This window comes from Sulfitobacter sp., assembly GCF_036960155.1.
Taxonomy (GTDB): domain Bacteria; phylum Pseudomonadota; class Alphaproteobacteria; order Rhodobacterales; family Rhodobacteraceae; genus Sulfitobacter.
Genome location: NZ_JBALWB010000019.1, coordinates 41402 through 62228, shown reverse-complemented (window position 1 = coordinate 62228; position 20827 = coordinate 41402). Strand labels below are relative to the sequence as shown.

At 53.8% G+C, this 20827-nt stretch carries 19 protein-coding genes and 1 tRNA gene; 7 read left to right on the top strand and 13 right to left on the bottom strand.

Features of this window, described 5'->3' with window-relative positions; translation table 11 throughout:
* Positions 1–165: 165 nt before the first annotated feature.
* Positions 166–609 (bottom strand): NUDIX hydrolase, encoded by a 444-nt coding sequence (locus V7775_RS22785; protein WP_335754237.1) that lies wholly within the window; start codon positions 607–609, stop codon positions 166–168.
* A 60-nt stretch (positions 610–669) separates the two neighbouring features.
* On the opposite strand from V7775_RS22785, the gene V7775_RS22780 reads away from it, so the two are divergent.
* A complete protein-coding gene (locus V7775_RS22780) occupies positions 670–1923 on the top strand; it encodes a DNA polymerase IV (protein ID WP_335754236.1) in 1254 nt (417 codons plus the stop codon).
* A gap of 23 nt (positions 1924–1946) precedes the next feature.
* Here V7775_RS22780 and V7775_RS22775 read toward each other — a convergent pair whose 3' ends face one another.
* Complete coding sequence (locus tag V7775_RS22775; RefSeq protein ID WP_335754235.1) at positions 1947–2807, bottom strand: N-formylglutamate amidohydrolase; 861 nt, start codon at positions 2805–2807, stop codon at positions 1947–1949.
* A gap of 152 nt (positions 2808–2959) precedes the next feature.
* On the opposite strand from V7775_RS22775, the gene V7775_RS22770 reads away from it, so the two are divergent.
* Together V7775_RS22770 and ykgO are read left to right on the top strand one after the other, a co-directional pair.
* Positions 2960–3034: transfer RNA gene (locus V7775_RS22770), tRNA-Val, on the top strand.
* A gap of 85 nt (positions 3035–3119) precedes the next feature.
* Entirely contained in the window at positions 3120–3245 is a 126-nt protein-coding gene (ykgO, locus tag V7775_RS22765) for a type B 50S ribosomal protein L36 (protein WP_025058716.1), read from the top strand.
* Between the two features lie 73 nt (positions 3246–3318).
* On the opposite strand, the gene V7775_RS22760 is transcribed toward ykgO, so the two are convergent.
* On the bottom strand, positions 3319–4149 hold the full coding sequence (locus V7775_RS22760; RefSeq protein WP_335754234.1) for a PhzF family phenazine biosynthesis protein: 831 nt from the start codon (positions 4147–4149) through the stop codon (positions 3319–3321).
* An 84-nt stretch (positions 4150–4233) separates the two neighbouring features.
* On the opposite strand from V7775_RS22760, the gene yghU reads away from it, so the two are divergent.
* Positions 4234–5106 (top strand): glutathione-dependent disulfide-bond oxidoreductase, encoded by an 873-nt coding sequence (gene yghU, locus V7775_RS22755; RefSeq protein WP_335754233.1) that lies wholly within the window; start codon positions 4234–4236, stop codon positions 5104–5106.
* An 80-nt stretch (positions 5107–5186) separates the two neighbouring features.
* Complete coding sequence (locus V7775_RS22750) at positions 5187–5729, top strand: GNAT family N-acetyltransferase (protein ID WP_335754232.1); 543 nt, start codon at positions 5187–5189, stop codon at positions 5727–5729.
* Here the strand turns inward: V7775_RS22750 and V7775_RS22745 are convergent.
* The 9 genes from V7775_RS22745 to V7775_RS22705 form a co-directional block, all read right to left on the bottom strand.
* Complete coding sequence (locus tag V7775_RS22745) at positions 5711–7357, bottom strand: ABC transporter permease (protein WP_335754231.1); 1647 nt, start codon at positions 7355–7357, stop codon at positions 5711–5713. The genes V7775_RS22750 and V7775_RS22745 overlap by 19 nt on opposite strands.
* 61 nt (positions 7358–7418) lie before the next feature.
* Positions 7419–8636 carry a phenylacetate--CoA ligase family protein gene (locus V7775_RS22740; protein ID WP_335754230.1) on the bottom strand — a complete coding sequence of 406 codons (1218 nt, stop codon included), beginning with the start codon at positions 8634–8636 and terminating at the stop codon, positions 7419–7421.
* 65 nt (positions 8637–8701) lie between these two features.
* On the bottom strand, positions 8702–9469 hold the full coding sequence (locus V7775_RS22735) for a VIT1/CCC1 transporter family protein (protein WP_335754229.1): 768 nt from the start codon (positions 9467–9469) through the stop codon (positions 8702–8704).
* The gene (locus tag V7775_RS22730; protein WP_335754228.1) at positions 9405–10238 is read right to left on the bottom strand and encodes an ABC transporter ATP-binding protein; all 834 of its coding nucleotides are present in this window, start codon (positions 10236–10238) and stop codon (positions 9405–9407) included. Before V7775_RS22730 ends, V7775_RS22735 begins: the two co-directional genes overlap by 65 nt.
* Before the next feature lie 70 nt (positions 10239–10308).
* Entirely contained in the window at positions 10309–11592 is a 1284-nt protein-coding gene (locus tag V7775_RS22725; RefSeq protein ID WP_335754227.1) for an ABC transporter substrate-binding protein, read from the bottom strand.
* Positions 11593–11675: 83 nt separating this feature from the next.
* Complete coding sequence (locus tag V7775_RS22720; RefSeq protein WP_335754226.1) at positions 11676–12788, bottom strand: branched-chain amino acid ABC transporter permease; 1113 nt, start codon at positions 12786–12788, stop codon at positions 11676–11678.
* Positions 12789–12869: 81 nt separating this feature from the next.
* Entirely contained in the window at positions 12870–13877 is a 1008-nt protein-coding gene (locus tag V7775_RS22715) for a branched-chain amino acid ABC transporter permease (protein ID WP_335754225.1), read from the bottom strand.
* Positions 13878–13895: 18 nt separating this feature from the next.
* Positions 13896–14714, bottom strand: coding sequence for an ABC transporter ATP-binding protein (locus V7775_RS22710; protein WP_335754224.1), 819 nt, complete (start codon positions 14712–14714; stop codon positions 13896–13898).
* Between the two features lie 109 nt (positions 14715–14823).
* Complete coding sequence (locus V7775_RS22705) at positions 14824–16794, bottom strand: AMP-binding protein (RefSeq protein ID WP_335754223.1); 1971 nt, start codon at positions 16792–16794, stop codon at positions 14824–14826.
* Positions 16795–16979: 185 nt separating this feature from the next.
* On the opposite strand from V7775_RS22705, the gene V7775_RS22700 reads away from it, so the two are divergent.
* Positions 16980–18887: a hybrid sensor histidine kinase/response regulator gene (locus tag V7775_RS22700; RefSeq protein ID WP_335754222.1), complete on the top strand. Its 1908-nt coding sequence runs from the start codon at positions 16980–16982 to the stop codon at positions 18885–18887.
* Positions 18884–19585, top strand: coding sequence for a response regulator transcription factor (locus tag V7775_RS22695; RefSeq protein ID WP_335754221.1), 702 nt, complete (start codon positions 18884–18886; stop codon positions 19583–19585). The genes V7775_RS22700 and V7775_RS22695 overlap by 4 nt, the downstream gene beginning before the upstream one ends.
* On the opposite strand, the gene V7775_RS22690 is transcribed toward V7775_RS22695, so the two are convergent.
* The gene (locus V7775_RS22690; RefSeq protein ID WP_335754220.1) at positions 19582–20775 is read right to left on the bottom strand and encodes a hydantoinase/carbamoylase family amidase; all 1194 of its coding nucleotides are present in this window, start codon (positions 20773–20775) and stop codon (positions 19582–19584) included. The genes V7775_RS22695 and V7775_RS22690 overlap by 4 nt on opposite strands.
* Positions 20776–20827 lie beyond the last annotated feature (52 nt).

Here is a 20827-nt window from a genome sequence, read left to right as displayed (position 1 = left end):
AAGCCACACTTGGCTATAAAAAAAGGCACCCCATGCTATGTGGATGCCCAAATTCATGTTAACGTATTGATGGTGATACTCCCCGGCGAACTCGTTTCTTCCTGATGTTCGCCACCTTCCCCCCGCTAACAATAGCGGGGGGGTTTTTCGTTATATAGGTGGTTATCAGCCTTTAAGGTCTCGGTCTGCTCGCCATAGCAACAGCCGATCCTGAAATGCTGGTACGGCTTTGGGATGTTGGATAAAAGTTGTCTCATCCATCAATTTCCACTCTTGCCCCTCATCCCCAAAGACGACGTCAGACGCAGTACTCAGCGACATTTGGGCTACGAAAAACCATTTCGCGTCAGCCCCTTCAAGGAATTTCCGACCCCACACAATGGTATCAAGTGGGACAACCAAACCAAGTTCTTCGTGGCATTCGCGCAGTGCACATTCCAATGGAGTTTCATCATTTTCACGGCCACCGCCCGGCAGGTCCCAGTGATCCGCAAAAATCAACCCTGGCTTTGCATCCCTCAGGATCACAGCAAGGCTATCGCCTAGATACAACGCCAGCTTGGCACCCCGAAAGGGTTGGCCATCATATGGGGTGATGTCGATTTGCATAGCTCTCTCCGTGCTAGACCCATATAGTTAAGCTTCCAACAAAAGATCACAATCCCCATCATGCCAGCACTCTGCCGCGATTGCCTGACCCAATTTGACAATGCCCGTCGTTGTCCCTCATGCGCCAGTCCGCGCGTGACACGACACGATGAGTTGTGGGATCTTAGCATCGCACATATGGATTGTGACGCATTTTACGCCTCTGTTGAGAAACGGGACAACCCCAGCTTAGAGGGTAAACCCGTGATCATAGGCGGCGGCCGGCGCGGCGTGGTGTCCACTGCTTGTTATGTCGCACGCATCCGCGGCGTTCGCTCTGCAATGCCCATGTTTCAGGCACTCAAGCTCTGCCCAGAAGCGGTAGTGATCCCACCACGTATGGAAGAATACGTAAAAGCTTCCCGCGCGATCCGCGCCATGATGGAGGAATTGACACCGGCAATCGAACCCCTGTCTCTGGATGAGGCTTTCCTTGACATGAGTGGGACTGCTCGCCTTCACGGCGCTCCCCCTGCTGTCATGTTGGCGAAGTTGGTGCGCCGGATGAAAACTGAGCTAGGGCTGACCGGTTCCATTGGCCTCAGTCATAATAAATTCCTCGCTAAGGTCGCCTCGGATCTGGACAAGCCACACGGGTATTCCGTGATCGGCAAGGCGGAAACGATGGATTTTCTGCGCGACAAACCTGTGCGGATGATCTGGGGCGTCGGCAGTGCCGCTCAGGTCTCATTGGACAAAGCAGGCATTCGCAGTTTTTCTGACCTGTTGCGTTGGGAACAAACCGACCTCATTGCCCGCTTTGGAGGCATGGGAGAGCGGCTTTATCACCTTGCACGCGGCAAAGACCGCCGCCGCGTTTCATCTAACGCCCCAGTGAAATCCATTTCCAAAGAAACAACCTTCAACGAAGACACGTCTGATCCTGATCTCTTGGATGGTCACATCTGGCGTCTTGCCGAACAGGTCGCCGACCGCGCAAAGGCAAAGGGATTGGCCGGACGTGTGGTCACGCTCAAACTCAAGCGTTCAAATCATACGCAATTATCACGCCGCCTCGCACTTAGCGATCCGACCCAGCTGGCGGATCGCATTTACCGCACCGCGCGCGGCCTGTTTGATCAATTATCTGAAAAAGGTCCCTATCGCCTGATCGGTTGCGGTATTTCCGATCTCAGTGATGCTGAAGGGGCGGACAAATTGGGTGATCTGCTTGATCCGGACGCTGGCCGACGATCAGACGCCGAACGAGCAACCGACGCAATCCGCGACCGCTTTGGTGCCAAGGCAATCGTTAAAGGGCGCGCATTTCGCTAGCAAACATAGTTTGGATCACTTCGCTATTCAGCAGCCAGAGGAATACGGCCACTCCCGATCAGCGCAACCTCTTCGATCACGCGGCGCAAAGATGCCTGAACGACCTCAAAATCACCGTTTGGCCGAATCAATTGCTCGTTCATGTAAAGAGAGCGATCAATTTCGACTTGCACAGCGTGCTGACCCTTCGCCGGTTTGCCGTAGGCTTGGGTAATATACGCGCCAGCAAATGGTGTGTTGCGCGTCACGACAAACCCCGCATCGGCAAATGCGGCCTCGATCCGGTCCACCACATCACCGCTTGCTGCTGCGCCAAACCGATCCCCCAATACCACGTCAGGTCGGCGAATTCCGGCACGTGACACGCCGTCCATCGCCTCATGCGGCATGGAGTGGCAGTCAATCAACACAGTTTGGCCATGCCGGTCGTGCGCTGTGTTCAACAATGCTTGAAGCCGTTCGTGGTAGGGCACCCAATATTGCACAATTCGTTCTTGCGCTTCTTCTTGGCTCATTTTGCCGCGATAAATGGCACGCCCGTTAGCAACAACACGTGGAATAACGCCAAGACCTGAAGCAATACGGGGATTATGGGCAATCCGGCGCACCCCTTCGATCAAAGCAGGGTCTAACTCATCTCGCGCGCGATTGAGATCAACATAGGCGCGCGGCGCGCCTGCTTTTAGAAAGGCGGCTCCAAATTGGGGGGCGCATTCAAACAGCTGATCGACAAACGCATCCTCGGATGAACGGATCGCGTGCTCGTTCAAAACCGTCTTTCGCATGAAGGACCACGAATAGTCTCGGCCCGAGTGAGGCGAGGCAAATACCACGCAAGACGTGGGCGAACTGGGCAACAAAACATCGAATGCAGCAGCGGGCATATTGGTCTCCTTCGTCATAAAAGACATAGCGCATTTTATAACACGGTCAAAAGCCCTTGATCACGCTGCCGACTCCTTTTATAGCACGCGGACGGCGCGGTGATTTCGCGCCCCATTTTTGTTTGGGGCTTGGATACTGCGTTCATATAAGTGGGTGATTAGCTCAGCGGTAGAGCACTTCGTTGACATCGAAGGGGTCACTGGTTCGATCCCAGTATCGCCCACCATGTATTCATTGGCCCTTTGGCATATGCCTCTGGGTCGCCCGTAACCCGGCGCTGGCCCGCGCCACAACTTGGAAGGATTGGACCTATGAAAGTTCGCAATTCACTCCGCTCGCTCAAGAATCGGCACCGTGACTGCCGTGTTGTGCGTCGCAAAGGCCGCGTATACGTGATCAACAAAACACAGAAGCGTTTTAAAGCCCGTCAGGGTTAAACCTTTTCTGACTTTGATTATTAAAAAGGCTGCTTCTTTTGGGAGCAGCCTTTTTGCTGTTCGCACATCCGCTTCACAAGTTCACATGTCCATCGATGACGATCGCCACATGGCCCCCGATCATTACATCACCGTTCTCACGCAAAGTGACAAATGCGCGCCCTTCACGGCCCATCGCAGTGCCCTGCGCCATAACCAGTGGTTCCGTCAAACGCCCTTCATGCAGCAACCAACAAGCCGTTGCCGCAATGAGTGATCCGGTGACGGGATCCTCAACAGCCAGTGATGCTGGCGTTAAGTTGCGAATCTCGTAAGTTATCTCGTTATTGCGGGAATGCGCACCAATTACGCTGACACCGTCAAACGCTGGCTTGCTGACAGCGGTTGCATCCAACGACAACACCCGCGCAGCGCTGGAAAGTTCAATCAGGTTTCGCACTACACCATTGTCCAATCGAACCGCACTAAGCACTTCACCATCCGTAATGCCCAAAGCGTAACAGATCGCATTGCGATCCTTTTCATCCATCTCGGCGATCTTGGTTGAGGGCGCGACAAATGCGGGGGCCGTACCCGTCAAATCAATCTCGACCAACCCAACCCCGCAGTCCTGTATCACGCGGCCAGCTTGTTGTGGCACCCCACCTGCGTACAGCCACGCTGCGCAACTGCCCAATGTCGGATGACCTGCAAACCGCATTTCGCCCGTGGCGCTGAATATACGCACGCGGTAATCGGCACCTTCACGCGGTGGCAGCAGGAAAGTTGTTTCCGCCTGCTGCGTCCAAATTGCAAACTCCTGCATCTGTTGTTCTGAAAGCCCGTAACCGTCAATTACAACAGCCAGACCGTTCCCTTTCAGAATCTTGTCACTGAACACGTCAACTTGAAGATAACGTCGCATCAAACACCTATTTTCCGCTGGCACTTGTGGATTGCCTACGCCAGCTTACGTCCCAATAGTACATTCTCCTGAAAGGAACCTCTCATGGCAAGCGACCTAACATACACACCGCCCAAAGTTTGGACATGGGAGGCCGAAAGCGGTGGGAAATTCGCCTCGATCAACCGCCCCATCGCAGGGCCAACCCACGACAAAGAGCTGGAGATCGGCAAACACCCTATTCAGCTTTACTCTCTCGCCACACCAAATGGCGTAAAGGTTACCATCCTGCTGGAAGAACTGCTCGCCTTAGGGATCTCTGGTGCCGAATATGACGCATGGCTGGTCAACATTGGCGAAGGTGTCCAGTTTGGTTCTGGTTTTGTGGACGTGAACCCAAACTCGAAAATACCGGCGCTGATGGACCACTCGGGCGACACGCCACAGCGTGTGTTCGAAAGCGGTTCGATCATGATGTACCTCGCTGAAAAATTCGATGCGTTCATCCCCAAAGATCCCGCACAGCGCACCGAAATGATGAGCTGGCTGTTCTGGCAGATGGGCTCTGCCCCCTACCTTGGTGGTGGCTTTGGTCACTTCTACGCTTATGCGCCCGAAAAATTCCAATACCCCATCGATCGCTTCACAATGGAAACCAAACGCCAGCTTGATGTGATGGATCGCCACTTGGCCGAAAACGAATGGTTCGCGGGTGAGTACTCAATCGCGGATATGGCGATCTGGGCTTGGTATGGACAGCTGGTTCTTGGGCGCCTCTATTCGGCGGCTGAATTCTTGGATGTTGAGAGCTATGAAAACGTCATGCGTTGGGCCAAAGCCGTTGATGCACGTCCTGCCGTAACACGCGGGCGCATGGTCAACCGCGCCTTTGGCGATGATCTGTCGATGCAATTGCACGAACGCCATGACGCGTCCGACTTTGAAACAATGACCCAAGACAAAATCGCAAAAGAATAACAACTAGGGGCCAGTGGCCCTTTTTCCTTGCGAAATGGTAGCGGCCTCTTGAATATGTTTCATATATTCAAGAGGCCGCAATGCATCCAGACTTTGACCCCCAGCCAACGTTGACAGACGGCAATCTAACACTGAGGCCTTTGCAGGCAGATGACCGAGACAATCTGCATCAAGCGGCAAGTGACCCCGCCATCTGGGCAGGCCACCCCGCAAAAGAGCGACATCTGCGCGCCGTCTTTGATCCATACTTCGACGTATTGCTGGCTAGCGTTTCAACCCTTGTGATTGAACACCAAAATCAAATCATCGGCTGCTCTCGTTATTACGAAGCTCCAGACCACCCAAATAGTATCTCGATTGGATATACGTTCCTAAGCCGCCCTTATTGGGGCGGGCAAACAAACCGCGACATGAAAGACCTCATGTTCACCCACGCATTCGCATGTGTTGATACCGTCTGGCTGCATATTGATCCCAGCAATATTCGCTCCCAACGCGCCACAGCGAGGTTGGGTGCAACGCATGCTTATACCTCACAGCTTGATCTGGGGTTGGGTGCCACTGAAAGGCAGTCTTGGTCAATCAGCAATGCTGCATGGGTTGCTCAGCGACGGCCAACCTGACGGCAAATCAGGATCACAGGCAGCAATCCCATCGCGACAATAACAAGGCTAGGCACTGCGGCGCCTTCAAGGCGTTCATCGCTGGCCAAGCGGTAGGCCTGAACGGCCAGCGTGTCAAAATTGAAAGGCCGCATGATTAATGTCGCGGGCAGCTCTTTCATCACATCAACAAAGACGATCAGCAACGCAGTCATCAGACTCGGTGCAAGGATCGGTAGGTGCACACGACGCAAGGTAGCCACTGGCCCCTGCCCCAACGAGCGCGACGCAGCATCCATATTCACATGAACCATCGCCTGACCGCCCTCATAGGCACCCAACGCAGCCGCCAAAAACCGCACCATATACGCAATGATCAACAACCAGATTGAGCCCGTAATCAGCAATCCGGTAGAGATATCAAAGGTACTGCGCATCCACGCATCCAACGTATTATCGAACGCCGCAAAAGGCACCATCAGCCCTACTGCGATCACACCACCCGGCACTGCATACCCCAGACGGGCAACGTAGGCGGCGCTTTGCGACACGCGGCCACTACGCATACGTTGAAAGAATCCAACACTAATGGCAGCCGCCACCGTGACCACGGCTGCGATAGACGCAAGTGTAGCTGAGTTTTGTATGAAACCAAGATAGCGCGCACTTAACAGGTTTTGCTCTGACCCCAGCCCCATGGAGAACAACACAGCAATCGGCAAAATCGCCCCAAAGACGACGGGCACAGCGCAAAGCGTCATCGCCAATCCAGCATGCACTCCCCGCAGTTTCAACGCAGGCGCTGCCTTGGCGCGTCGCGCCGGATCATGATATTTGGCGTTCCCACGTTGAAGCCGTTCCAACATAGCTAACAGCAAGGCGAAGCTTAACAAACATAACGCAAGCTGCGCCGCACCTACGCGATCAAATAGTGAAAACCAACTGGTATAAATACCTGTAGCAAAGGTCTGGACACCGAAATAAGCAACCGTGCCGAAATCTGCGATCGTTTCCATCACAGCTAACAAGACGCCACCAGCAATTGCAGGGCGGGCCAAGGGCAAGCTCACCTTAAAAAAGGCCGCCCAAGGCGATGACCCAAGCGCACGCGCGGCCAAAAATGTTGTGCCACTTTGTTGTAAGAACGCAGCGCGAGCCAGTAAATAGACGTAGGGGTAAAGCACCAGAATAAGCATGGCTGCAGCACCACCGAGCGAGCGTATTTCAGGGAACCAGTATTCCCGCGGGCCCCAGCCCGTCACCTCTCGAAGGGTTGATTGCACAATACCAGGGTGATCCAAAACATGGGTATAGGCATAGGCCAATACGTAAGCGGGAAAAGCCAACGGAAGCACCAAAGCAATTTCAAAGATTTTGACGCCCGGGAAACGGGTCATCGTCACCAACCACGCAGCGCCTACACCAATGGAAAATGTACCAATTGCGACAAGAACAACTAGCGTCAGCGTGGTGCGCGCATAATCCCCCAAAACCGTACTTGCCAAGTGTTGAACAGTTTCTGTTCCACCCGACAGCGCCGCAAGCAACACAGCCAACATTGGAAGGGCGCAAAGGCCCGCAACAACAAGGGCGATCCACGATAGCGCGCGTGCGCCATCGCGTTTTTTCGGTGAAAGAAGGGGCGTCACATGTGCCATAGCCGTATGTCGACCATTTTACTCAGAAAGGAAAGTGTTTCGACATCATCGATCAGTCGTAAGTCCGTTGATCTTCGATCACCAAACCGTCTTTGGGCAAGCTACCGGGTGCCACTACTTCGATGCGGCCTTTGAGCTTGAGAAGCTGGCCCACCGATTGCGCATAGGCATCTGCATCGGGTGACGCGCTCTCGATGTGAACTGTCATCAAATCCTGCTCTCCCTCACGGGTGGCAATCACGCGCGCACGGGTGACTTCTTCATGATGCGCGACAAGCGCGGCAACCTGTTCAGGACGCACAAACATACCTTTGATTTTGGTTGTTTGATCGGCACGCCCCATCCAGCCTTTGATCCGCATGTTGGTCCGGCCACATGGGCTTTGCCCAGCCATGACTGCGCTCAGATCACCTGTTGCAAACCGGATCAGGGGGTAGTCTGGATTAAGAGTGGTCACCACAACTTCACCGACCTCACCTGTCGGAACAGGGTTTCCCGTGCCGGGTGTTACGATTTCGATGATGACGTTTTCATCGACGATCATGCCTTCAGCAGCGGGGGATTCGTAGGCAATATTGCCCAGATCAGCGGTGGCATAACACTGCAGGCAGGTGATGCCGCGCGCAGTGTACCAATCACGCAAGCTAGGGAACAGCGCGCCGCCACCTACCGCCGCGCGGGTGATGCCAAGGGTCACACCCATTTCATCCGCTTTTTCCAAAATGATCTTTAGGTAATCAGGCGTGCCAGCATAGGCAGTTGTACCAATGTCACGTGCCGCGATCACCTGCAGTTCGGTCTGGCCAGTGCCCGCAGGCAAAACCGCAGCCCCAACAGCGCGCGCACCACTTTCGAAAATCATACCAGCAGGCGTGAGATGATACCCAAAGCAGTTGTGAACGATGTCACCCGCTCCAATACCCATCCCATGCAGGAAACGTCCCATGCGCCACCAATCAGGATCAGTGGAGGAAGGTTCATAAATCGGACCCGGTGACTGGAAAACGTGAGAAAACCCATGCGCGGGTTTCGTCGTAAAGCCGCCGAATGGTGCTTGGGCTGCCTGCGCCTTGCCCAAATCAGATTTTCGCAGGACCGGCAAAGATGCCAAAGCACTAGCCTGCGTAATACTGGCGGCATCTACATCAGCAAGCGTATCGGCATAGCCGCTCAACGCTTGCGCGCGGGCAATTTGAGCGGGAAGCGCAACCGCAAGGTCTTGCGCGCGCTGATCGGGACTACGTGTTTCCAAATCGTCAAAATGGGTCATGTTGTTCACTCTGCTCATTCATTCGTTACTGCCAAAGCACTGCTTTGATTATTAAATTGATCGCTCTAAACCGACACGCCAAACAACCATCCCACCAAGGCGGTCACAGCCATGGCTAGGCCACCCCAGAACACGACACGCACAGTTGCTGGCAACAATGCCGCGCCGCCCGCCTTTGCGCCCAAAGCCCCAAGGCCCGCCAACGCAATCAACGTTGTCACCACAACGACAGGGATCACCACAGCCTGCGGAGCAAGTACCGCAGCGATCAGCGGGATTGCCGCAAAAATACTAAACGTCACCGCCGAAGTTACAGCAGCCAACAAAGGCTGCGCCGCTTGGGAATCGCTAAGGCCTAGTTCTTCGCGAACATGGGCGGCCAATGCGTCTTTTTGCGTCAACTCACGGGCAACCAATACTGCCGTTTCTCGCGATAGGCCTCGTTCTTGATAAATCTCGGCCAGCTCCGTTTCTTCGCCAACAGGGTCATCAATCAGCGCCTGACGCTCACGCTCAATATCTGCAGCCTCCAAATCGGCTTGGGACGAAACACTGACGTATTCGCCTGCTGCCATCGACATTGCACCAGCTGCTAAACCGGCAGTGCCAGCTATCAGTACGGCACTGCCAGTAGGGTCAGCCGCAGCGACCCCAACGATGATCGACGCCACCGATACAATACCGTCGTTCGCCCCCATAACCGCCGCACGCAGCCACGACACACGGTCGACCAGATGAGGATCATCACTATGCGCCGATGCTCCCAACTTAGGACAGCCAGCGTTTGCGGCGGCGATAGCTGCGCACGTCACGGAAGCTTTTGCGGCCTTCATCAGACATACCGAGATAGAACTCTTTTACGTCCTGATTTTCGCGCAGATCTTTTGCAGGGCCGTCCATCACAACGCGACCACTCTCTAGGATATAGCCATAGTGAGAATAGCGCAGCGCGACGTTTGTGTTTTGCTCAGCCAGCAAGAAAGTCACGCCTTCTTTTTCGTTGATCTCTTTGACGATCTCAAAAATCTGTTCGACCAATTGCGGTGCCAAACCCATTGAGGGTTCGTCCAGCAGGATCGTTTCAGGGCGGCTCATCAATGCGCGGCCGACAGCACACATCTGTTGTTCACCGCCAGAGGTATAGCCTGCTTGGGATTTGCGGCGTTCACGAAGGCGCGGGAAATAATTATAAACCATCTCAAGGTCTGCAGCGATCGCCGCCTTACCATCGGTCCGTGTATAAGACCCCGTCATCAGGTTTTCTTCGATGGTCAGATGCTCAAAACAGTGACGGCCTTCCATCACCTGCACGACACCTTTTTTAACCGTTTCGGCAGGATCCTGATGTTGGATCAAATTGCCACGATATTTGATTGAGCCTTTGGTGACCTCACCGCGCTCAGATGCCAGCAAACCCGAGATCGCCTTTAGCGTCGTCGTTTTACCTGCTCCGTTACCGCCCAAAAGAGCCGTGATACCGCCCTTTGGCACATTCAGGCTCACGCCTTTCAGCACAAGGATCACGTGGTTATAGATCACTTCGATGTTGTTCACTTCGAGCAGATTCTCGACCTGCACATCGGTGGTGGTTGCGTCCAACATGTCCCTTGTCCCCTTCTTAAAATTCTAAAATCTCCGGCCGCCACAATGCAGCGGCCAGAGGAAAGTTGGTTTACTTACAACCAGCTTCGATTTTGTTTTCCGCAGCGTATGCAGCAGAGTCTTCTGTGATCAGCGCGCCGATAACATCCATATCGCTTGGTGCGAACTCAGAAATCAGGCTCCATGTTTTGGCTGTCGCATCCCATTGGGTCACACCAACAAGACCATCACCACCGTGGTTTTGGCAGGACACTTTGAATGCTGGACCAAAGTTTGGCAGGCCAAGGGCCGCCATCTTAGCTTCGGTTATTTCCAGCGCTTCCATGCCATCACGCATCATCGCAGGTGTGATATCCATTTCGCCGTGAATCGCCTGTGCTGTTTTCACAGCTTCGGCAGCCAGCATCGCAGCATACAGACCACGGTTATACAGAACTGTACCGATCTGATCGCCAGCGCCAGCCGCATTACCCTTGTCTACAACATGCGCTTTGATATCGTCGAACACTGGGAAATCGGACCCAACACCGTGGAATGTAAGCGCCTTGTAGCCGTCTGCCGCAGGACCAGCCGCCAAAACGTCATTCTCGGAGCCGGACCACCAAACGCCGATGAAGTTTTCCATCGGGAAGCGGATGTTGGCAGCTTCTTGAACCGCAACTTGGTTCATTACGCCCCAGCCATACATGATCACATAGTCAGGCTTGTCGCGGCGAATCTGCAGCCACTGGGATTTCTGCTCTTGGCCTGGGTGGTCCACTGGAACACCTTTGAACTCAAAACCGTGCTTTGCAGCCAGCTCTTCAAGTGTGCGGATTGGCTCCTTGCCGTAGGCAGAGTTGTGATACACCAGAGCAACTTTTTTGCCCTTAAGATCACCACCGTTTTCGCCCAGCAAATAGTTGATCGCGCCGGACGCGCCATTCCAGTAGTTCGCAGGATAGTTGAACGTGTGGCTGAATACTTCGCCGTTTGCGGCGGACGTACGGCCATAGCCCATTGTGTGCATTGGAATGTTGTCAGCTGTGGTCTTCGGGATCAGCTGATACGTGATGCCTGTGGACAGCGGTTGATACACAAGTGAGCCTTCGCCCTTTGTGCTTTCATAGCATTCCACACCTTTTTCGGTGTTATAGCCGGTCTCGCATTCCAGAACGCGCGTCATAACGCCGCCAATACCGCCATCACGCTCGTTTAGCATGTTGAAATAGTCGGCGTAGCCGTCTGCAAACGGGATACCGCCAGCAGCGTATGGGCCTGTGCGATAGCTAAGTGATGGAAAAACAAGATCCGCCATGACGGGGCTTGCTGCCATAAGGGCCGCTACGGCCATTGTACCTAGTTTATATTTCATCGGTGTTTCCTCCCTTGGATTTAATCCGATTAGTCTTTTTGAACGGGGTTCTCCCCGTCTCCGTTTTCAGTGACCGCCCCGCGTTAGTGCGGGAAGGGCCACAATCTTAGTTTCTCTTTGGCCACGCGCCACAGCTGGGCGATGCCGTGCGGCTCAGCGATCAGGAATATGATAATCAGCAGACCAACAATCATCAGCTGCAAATGCGCTACGATATCCGTCGGCCAACCCAGCCAATCTACACCCACAACCTTCAGAGCAACAGGCAGCAACACAAGAAACGCCGCACCCGCGAAGGAACCAAAGATACTGCCAAGCCCGCCGATGATGATCATGAACAGGACAAGGAATGATTTTGTGATGCTAAACGCTTCGCCAACTTCGACGGCGCCAAGATAAACAGCGAAAAATAGCGCGCCCGAGATCCCAATAAAGAAGGAGGACACGGCGAAAGCTGTCAACTTGGCACGCAGCGGGTTCACTCCGATGATCTCGGCCGCGATGTCCATATCACGGATCGCCATCCACCGACGCCCAGCCGCACCACGCGTCAGGTTCCGCGCAACGTAGGCACAGATGATCGTGAAGAATAGGCAAAACAGATAAGCAGCCCAAGGCGCCACAGAAGGTCCTGTAATCAAGACGCCAAAAAGGCTGCGCTCGGGTGCGCTGATCTGACCAGAGGCGGAATAGTTGTAAAACCATGCAATGCGGTTAAACAACCAAACCAAGAAAAACTGAGCAGCAAGCGTTGCCACGGCCAGATAGAACCCCTTGATCCGCAGGCTAGGAAGGCCAAACAAGACCCCGACAATCGCGGTCATGATGCCGCCCATAATGACTGAGAAAAAGATGTTGAATTCCGGCAGACGGTACAGCAGCTCGCCGCCCCACCAGATATCAATGCCCGTCATGAACTTGTAACAGCTATACGCCCCCACAGCCATAAAGCCGCCCGTCCCCAAGGACACCTGACCGCAATACCCCACAAGGATATTCAACCCCAGCGCCGCGATCGCATAGATCAAGAACGGCAGCAGCAGTGAGTTCACCCAATAGTCGTTAATAATAAATGGGATCACTACAATCGCAATGAAAAGAACAACGTAATAGCGATACCGGTCAAACTTGATCGGGAACGTCTGCTGGTCTTCAGCGTAGGTCGTACTAAAATCGCCTGCTTCACGGTAGAACATTAGCTTACCTCCGCCAGAATAGAGTGCTTGGATGATGGAATAACGAGGAGGGATGTTGCGGCTAGTGAGCCGTAGCAGTTATCAAACACGCTCAATGATCTTCTCCCCGAATAGCCCTTGTGGACGGAACACCAAGAACAACAGCGCCAGCATGTAAGCAAACCAGTTCTCTGTCGCGCCACCAAGGAACGGTGCACCGATCAGGAATTCAAACAGCTTCTCACCCACACCGATGATCAAGCCACCAACGATGGCCCCTGGAATGGACGTAAACCCACCCAGCATCAGAACCGGAAGTGCCTTGAGCGCGATCAAGGACAGCGAGAACTGCACACCCGATTTTGCGCCCCACATGATACCTGCAACCAAAGCGACAAATCCCGCCAGCGACCAAACCAAAATCCAGATAAAGTTAAGCGAAACACCCACGGACAAAGCCGCCTGATGATCATCCGCCACAGCCCGCATCGCGCGGCCTTGTTTGGTGTACTGCGCAAACATCACCAATCCAGCAACCAGCAGCACCGCAATTATGCTTGCCACGATATCAAGATTATCAATAAAGAAGCCGTACCCGAATGCCTCATAGGTTGTCCCTTCGAGCCACATGTTCATGCCTTGCGGCAAACACGCGCCTTCTGCCGCACAGACGTTCAACGCCTTCAGCTCAGAACCCCACATCAGATCGGCAGCCCCTTCAAGGAAGTAAGCCAGACCAATGGTCGCCATAAACAGGATGATCGGCTCTTGGCCAACCAGATGTCGAAACACAAATCGCTGCACAGCCCACGCTAAGGCTATCATGACAAAGACCGTCAAAATGATCGCGAGGAACGAATGAATATGCCAGCCAAACTTGTGCACCTCAGTCCCAAAGATCGCGTTGATCAAATGCGCAAATGGTACCTGACCATTTTGGATTCCCACCAAGGTCATCGCGGCAAACAGCGCCATAACACCTTGCGCATAATTGAAAATACCAGATGCCTTGTAAATCAAGACAAACCCAAGTGCGACAAGCGCATACAGCACGCCCGCCATCAATCCGTTGAGGAATACCTCAATTGTGTAAGCTAGTTGTTCATTCATGACACAACTCCTAAAATATCAATCATGTGCCACACCCAAATACGCATCAATCACCTCTTGGTTGTTGCGCACTTCATTCGGAGTTCCGTCACCAATTTTCTTGCCGTAGTCCATCACAACCACACGGTCGCTCAGGTCCATAACCACACCCATGTCGTGTTCGATCAGTGCGATTGTCGTGCCAAATTCGTCATTCACGTCCAGAATAAAGCGGCTCATGTCCTCTTTTTCCTCAACATTCATGCCCGCCATTGGCTCGTCCAGTAGCAACAGCGACGGTTCAGCAGCTAACGCGCGCGCCAGCTCGACCCGCTTTTTCAAACCATAGGGTAGACGCGCTACTGGTGTTTTACGAATGGCCTGAATCTCCAAGAAATCGATAATCTTTTCCGCGACTTCACGGTTAGCAACTTCTTCACGTTCCGCTGAACCACGCCAGAATGTCTGGGCCAGCATGCCAGATTTCATATGCGTCAAGCGTCCGGTCATCACGTTATCCAGAACGCTCATCCCCTCAAACAAGGCAATGTTCTGGAATGTCCGCGCGATCCCCTGCTCGGCCACCTGATAGGGTCTCATGGGTGGCCGCGGCGCACCTTGATACCAGACCTGACCTTCTTGGGGCACATAAAACCCCGAGATCACATTGAGCATCGAGGACTTACCAGCACCGTTTGGTCCAATGATCGCACGAATTTCGCCCTCACGAATATCAAACGAGATATCCTTGATTGCCTCCACACCACCAAAACGCAGCGTGATATTCTTCATTTCCATGACAACGGGGCCAATCGTGCGCCCGTCTTCGGTCACATAGCTGTCTGCGGTATCTTTCACGCGATGCCCCCCTGCTTCAATTTACCAAACTGCTCAATTCCCGATTCCGCCACCACAATAACTTGGGATGGTGGGCGGGGCGTCGGCGCAGCCGCGCGTCGTATCATCATCATTCCGCCGCCATTTTATGTGCAACAGCCACAACCTTGGCAGAGCGCACTTCCAACGTCGCCTTGATCGAGCCCTTGCGACCATCTTCATAGGTCACTTCGGTTTCTGTGCTCACCTGCTCAGAACCGTCATAAAGAGCGGTAATAATATCGTGGTACTTCTCTTCGATGATCCGGCGACGCACCTTACGTGTGCGCGTCAACTCACCGTCATCGGCGTCCAGTTCTTTGTGCAACACAACAAACCGGTGCACCTGACAACCAGACAACATCTCATCCTCAGCCACACTCACGTTCACCGCTTCCACATGTTCCTGAATTTGGCCCATTACCTGCGGATGACGTGCCAACTCTTGATAAGACGCATAACCGATATTGTTGCGCTCAGCCCAGTTTCCAACCGCCGTCAGGTCAATATTGATGAATGCGGTGCACTCATCTTTGCCATTCCCAAAAACAACCGTTTCCAAAATATTTGGAAAGAACTTGAGCTTATTTTCAACATACTTTGGCGCAAACAACGATCCGCCCGCCATCTTACCAACATCCTTGGCACGATCGATGATACGAAGATGCCCTGTGTCAGGTTCAATGAAACCGGCATCGCCCGTCGCAACCCAGCCCTCAGCATCTTTGGTATCCGCAGTACTTTCTGCGTTCTTATAATACTCAACAAACACACCCGGAGAGCGATAGAAAACTTCGCCGTTATCGGCGATCTTCAGCTCAACTCCCGGGCATGTGACACCCACGGTATCGCTGCGCACTTGCCCATCCGGCTGCGCGGTGATGAAGACGGTCGCTTCCGTCTGCCCATATAACTGCTTCAAATTGATCCCCAGCGAACGATAGAAATCAAATATCTCAGGTCCAATCGCTTCGCCCGCAGTATACCCTACCCGCACCCGGCTGAAACCAAGCGTGTTCTTGAGTGGGCCGTAGATGAATAATTCACCCATACGGTATTTCAGACGATCACCAAAGCTCACTTCCTCACCATCAAGGATGGCAGGTCCAACCTTGCGAGCATGCGCCATATAGTAATCAAACAGTTTCTTCTTGAAAGGACTGGCATCTTCCATACGGATCATCACGCTGGTCAGTTGCGTTTCAAACACGCGTGGCGGTGCAAAGTAATACGTCGGCCCAATCTCGCGCAAATCAACGTGCATCGTGTCTGCGCTTTCAGGACAGTTTGTGCAAAAACCCGTCCACAGCGCCTGACCTACGGAAAAGATGAAATCTCCCACCCATGCCATCGGCAAGTAAGCAAGGATTTCATCCGTCTGACGCAGATTATCAAATTCGGATGACGACTTGGCCGTCTCGATGACATTCCGGTTACTTAACACAACGCCCTTTGGCTTGCCCGTTGTCCCGGAGGTATAAAGCATCACGCCCGTGCTATCGTAGTTCAATTTGGCCTGACGCGCCTCAAGCTCTTTGATGTGCTTATCGCGATTCTTACGGCCCATCTCCTGAACGGCTTGATACTGGTCCAGAACCGCATGATCATATTTGCGCAGGCCCCGTGAATCGAGATAGATCATCCGCTCAAAATCAGGCAACTCGGCCTGAACTTCGAAAATCTTGTCGACCTGCTCCTGATCACCCACAACGGCGAAACGTGCACCACTGTGGCTCATCACATAAGCCATCTCTTCAGCGTTAGCGTCCTGATACAACGGCACAGGAACAGCGCCGCACATCTCGGCTGCCATCATCGCCCAGTATAGGTAGGGGCGGTTGCGTCCGATGATGGAAACAAAGTCCCCCTCATTCAGACCCAGCTCCATAAAGCCCAGCGCCAACGCCTCGACTTCATCGCGTGTCTGGCTCCATGTCCAGGTCTGCCAAATACCGTATTCTTTTTCACGGTAGGCAGGCGCGTCCGCGAATTGCGATGCATTGCGATGCAAAAGCGCCGGAACAGATGCGGGTTGTCCCGCAGGACATTGTATCGTGGCCAAAGTGTATCCTCCCAGTCCCGTCTATCTCGACAGGCAGATCGCGTTTGCGCGATTCAGTATGGTGCCAAGAATGGCATGGATACTTTCGACGTCAACTTTTTCCTGATGTTTTCTCAAACCTTACGAATTGTAACAAGGCGCAGTGTTCCTTTGACACCCCTGCGCGCGGGTGCAAACTACACCTCATGCAATTCGGTGATGATCAAACCAAAACAATGACAATGGCGGGCCTGAACCTTATTGGGCAGGCCCTGACCATCTATGACCAAGACCTGCGTCTTGTCGTTTGCAATGCGCCCTTCCAGACCATCTTTGATCTACCGTCAGCGCTCGTAACACCCGGCGCCACGTTTCGCGATACGATCACCCACCTTGCGCAACGCGGCGAATACGGAGAGGTCACTGACGTCGAGGCTTTTGTTCAAGAGCGCATAAACCAAGCGCGCGCGTTTGAGCCCCATTATATGGAACGCACCCGCGCCAACGGGCGCACCATCTCGGTAGAAGGATCACCTCTGGCGGAGGGCGGCTGGGTAACGGTCTACACCGACATCTCAGCGACCAAATCACAAGAAGCGTTATTGCGCGCGCACTCTGATGCGCTCAGTGATCAAGTCCTCGCGCATACTGAAAAGCTCTCTCAGACCAACCGCGAACTTGCTGCAATGATCACTGCACTTGAGGAAACCAAACGCCAACTCACTGCGTCCGAGGCACGCGCGCGCCTCACGACCGAAATGATGCCAGCCCACATCGCTCATGTCGATCCGACAGGTCACTACACTTATTCAAATCTGCGCTTTAGCACAATCTTCCCGGATCGCGGGTCCGATATATTGGGCCGTCATATTCGGAACGCATTAGGGCCCGACAACCACGACAAGGTACGTGATGCACTGAATACGGCCTTTGGCGGAGCACCCGCCATTCAAGAATTCACTGACCCCGCCAGTGCGCGCCGTATTCGCACCGCTCTTACACCTGATCTTGCTGGTGGTGCTTACATCCTATCCATGGACGTCACAGAAGAGACCCAAACCCGTGCTGCCCTGCAGCAGACCCACCGCCGCGCCCTTGCTGCACAAATCACCTCCGGCCTTGCCCATGACTTTTCAAACCTTTTGACAATCATCCTAGGCCTGCAATCAAGGTTGGGGCGCCTACCCACACTGCCTGCCGACGCCGCGCCCTTGATTGAGGGCACCCTCGCAGCAGCGCGCAGGGGAGGCACCTTACTTAGCTCCATTGCAGAAATTTCTGATCCGCGGAGCTTGCGTCCGACAGCCACAGATGTGTCGGCGTTGATGCAAGACCTTGTCACATTGGCAGAACCGACGCTGCCTGCCGGAACAAGGTTGCACCTGAACGTCCCCGATATCGGCACTGTATTGCTAGACCGCGGTAAGCTTCAGGATGGCTTACTAAACCTGATCCTCAACGCCCGTGATGCTATGGGAACCAGCGGAGAGATTTCGTTAAACGTGCGCCGCGTGCATGATACGTGGATCGAGTTTCAAGTCACCGATACGGGTCCAGGTTTCTCCGCGGCCGCCCTAAAGCAAGGGCTTGATCCATTCTTCACCACCAAAGGGTCAGAGGGTTCAGGCCTTGGCCTACCAATGGTCTATGACATGACCAAATTGGCGGGTGGAGATTTACGACTGGGCAACACCGAAACGGGTGCTCGCGTCACGATGCGCCTGCCCTTTCGCGAAGCCGTTCAGGCCAGCACCGGTCTCGCTTTGTTGGTGGAGGACCGAGATGATCTTCGCGCCTTGTTGCGCGATATGTTGATGGCACTGGGGTATTCTGTCATCGAAGCCGCATCAGCGGACGAAGCAACTGCGTTGCTTGCGGATCTGCCGGATATTGCCCTCATCCTATCGGATTTACAGTTGGAGGGCGAAGCAACCGGAATAGACCTCGCCCAGCGCCTTGGCCCCAATAGCCCGCCATTGGTATTGATGACCTCACTCCCGCCAGATGCAGCTCTTTTCCTAGAGGCTCAAAAGCATGCGCCTGTTTTACGCAAACCCTTCTCGGCTGACGATCTCGCGGCCCTCATTACCCCTTCACAGGAAGCATCCCTATGACAAAGCCCCTCGTCAGCATCCTTGATGATGAACCCGAAATTCGCACCTTGCTATCTGACGTCCTGCAAGAGGCAGGATTTGAGACACAAAGCTTTGGTCGCGCATCTACCTTTGAAGCGGCATTGGCTAAACGGACGCCTGATGTTTGTCTTGTTGATCTATCGCTGCCGGATACCGATGGCCTCGCCATTGTTCACCGCCTTGCATTAGAGCAGGGCGCAGTTGTGATCATCATTTCGGGCCGCGCACAGGTACAAGACCGTGTGACGGGTTTGGAATTGGGCGCGGATGATTACATCAGCAAACCCTTTGATCCCGCAGAGGTTGTTGCACGTATCCGTGCCCGTTTGCGCGGTGCCCGCCCTACAACACGCGCCAGTAATACAGCTGCCTTTAATGGGTGGACCGCGCACTTTGACCGCTACGTTCTTGAGGATGATACGGGCTTGGAAACGTCCTTCAGCCATGCAGAGGGAGAAGTTTTGCGGCTGTTTCTAGATGCGCCCAAGCGCCTCATCAGCCGAGCACAGATGCAAGAGAGCCTTGGCGGTGCCGCATCAGAGAGCTTTGACCGCGCCATGGATGTTCGCATTTCACGCCTCAGAACCAAATTGCGCGAAGACCCCAAAAACCCACAGTTGATCAAAACAATCTATGGGGCCGGATACATCTTTTTGGGGGATGTCGCGTGGATTTAACTACCCAAGGATTGAACGGCCGCCTCCAGTACCTTTAGACCCGCAACCAGATCAACCTCCGCAGTGTCTTCTTCAAACGCATGACTGATGCCGTTGATCGATGGTACAAAAACCATCGCTACAGGCATTAAACGCGAAACATTTGTGGCATCGTGCAATGCCCCAGAAGGCATGACACGCCAGTTTCCAAGTGTCACAGCCTCTGCTGCCCCCTCTAAAGCAGCGCGCAATTTGCCATCCATCGCCACCGGTTCGAGCCCCAACAACGGCCCAAAGGTTACCTGCATTCCACGGTCATCTGCCACCTCGTTTGCAAGTGTACGGATGATCCGCTCCATCTGCTCCAACCGATGAGTATCGCCGTCCCGCCACTGCATAGAAAACACAGCGCGCCCAGGCACGATTGATGACGCGTTTGGATGCAAGTTGATATGGCCAATAGTCCAGACGGTTGATGGCGTTACGACGTTGGAAAACCGCTGCTCCAGCGCGTGATTAAAGGCCGACACTGCCTGAAACGCATCTTTGCGTACATGCATAGGTGTTGTCCCCGCGTGGTTTTGCTGGCCCTCAAATGTGATCTTCACATCGCGGATGCCCACGATGTCGCTCACCACGCCGATCTGCTTATTTGCAGCATCCAAAACGGGGCCTTGCTCAATGTGCATCTCGATAAATCCAGTAAACTGGTTGGCATCCACCTCACCTGTCACATTCACCACGCGACGTGCATCAGCCAAGGAAATTCCCTCATGATCACATAGTAAATCCGCTTCCTTAAGCGCCAAATGTCCAGACCAAACAGCGCTGCCAGTGGTCACACCAAAACGGCCCTCTTCATCCTGAAACGAAACAATCGACACCGCTGGACCACCTGCCGCGCGGCATGTTCGCGCTACTTCAAGGGCAGCAATGACGCCCAGCGCACCATCAAGCCACCCTCCTTCAGGCTGGCTGTCACTATGTGATCCCAACAGCAGCGATGGCCCCTCAGCCAAACCGAACAAATTGCCCATTGGATCAACAACGACACGTAATCCAGCATCCAGCATCTGTTGCGCAAGCCAGTCACGTGCGGCCATATCAGGTTGAGAATAGGCGGGTCGCACGACGCCCTTGCCGACACCGGACGCACCAAAGGATCGCAATGTATGAAGGTCTGCTAAGAACCGTTCGGCATTCACAAGCATGGCGTTTCCTCTTATTCCGTTTCACCAATAGCATAGGGGGGCGGGAACATTA

What these genes read in the sequence shown, in the direction of transcription:
- V7775_RS22735 (WP_335754229.1), bottom strand. Translation starts at nt 9,469, where the DNA reads ATGAAGGCCGCAAAAGCTTCCGTGACGTGCGCAGCTATCGCCGCCGCA.
- yghU (WP_335754233.1), top strand. Translation starts at nt 4,234, where the DNA reads ATGGCAAGCGACCTAACATACACACCGCCCAAAGTTTGGACATGGGAG.
- V7775_RS22785 (WP_335754237.1), bottom strand. Translation starts at nt 609, where the DNA reads ATGCAAATCGACATCACCCCATATGATGGCCAACCCTTTCGGGGTGCC.
- V7775_RS22725 (WP_335754227.1), bottom strand. Translation starts at nt 11,592, where the DNA reads ATGAAATATAAACTAGGTACAATGGCCGTAGCGGCCCTTATGGCAGCA.
- V7775_RS22780 (WP_335754236.1), top strand. Translation starts at nt 670, where the DNA reads ATGCCAGCACTCTGCCGCGATTGCCTGACCCAATTTGACAATGCCCGT.
- ykgO (WP_025058716.1), top strand. Translation starts at nt 3,120, where the DNA reads ATGAAAGTTCGCAATTCACTCCGCTCGCTCAAGAATCGGCACCGTGAC.
- V7775_RS22760 (WP_335754234.1), bottom strand. Translation starts at nt 4,149, where the DNA reads ATGCGACGTTATCTTCAAGTTGACGTGTTCAGTGACAAGATTCTGAAA.
- V7775_RS22690 (WP_335754220.1), bottom strand. Translation starts at nt 20,775, where the DNA reads ATGCTTGTGAATGCCGAACGGTTCTTAGCAGACCTTCATACATTGCGA.
- V7775_RS22715 (WP_335754225.1), bottom strand. Translation starts at nt 13,877, where the DNA reads ATGAATGAACAACTAGCTTACACAATTGAGGTATTCCTCAACGGATTG.
- V7775_RS22750 (WP_335754232.1), top strand. Translation starts at nt 5,187, where the DNA reads ATGCATCCAGACTTTGACCCCCAGCCAACGTTGACAGACGGCAATCTA.
- V7775_RS22740 (WP_335754230.1), bottom strand. Translation starts at nt 8,636, where the DNA reads ATGACCCATTTTGACGATTTGGAAACACGTAGTCCCGATCAGCGCGCG.
- V7775_RS22730 (WP_335754228.1), bottom strand. Translation starts at nt 10,238, where the DNA reads ATGTTGGACGCAACCACCACCGATGTGCAGGTCGAGAATCTGCTCGAA.
- V7775_RS22695 (WP_335754221.1), top strand. Translation starts at nt 18,884, where the DNA reads ATGACAAAGCCCCTCGTCAGCATCCTTGATGATGAACCCGAAATTCGC.
- V7775_RS22775 (WP_335754235.1), bottom strand. Translation starts at nt 2,807, where the DNA reads ATGCCCGCTGCTGCATTCGATGTTTTGTTGCCCAGTTCGCCCACGTCT.
- V7775_RS22720 (WP_335754226.1), bottom strand. Translation starts at nt 12,788, where the DNA reads ATGTTCTACCGTGAAGCAGGCGATTTTAGTACGACCTACGCTGAAGAC.
- V7775_RS22700 (WP_335754222.1), top strand. Translation starts at nt 16,980, where the DNA reads ATGCAATTCGGTGATGATCAAACCAAAACAATGACAATGGCGGGCCTG.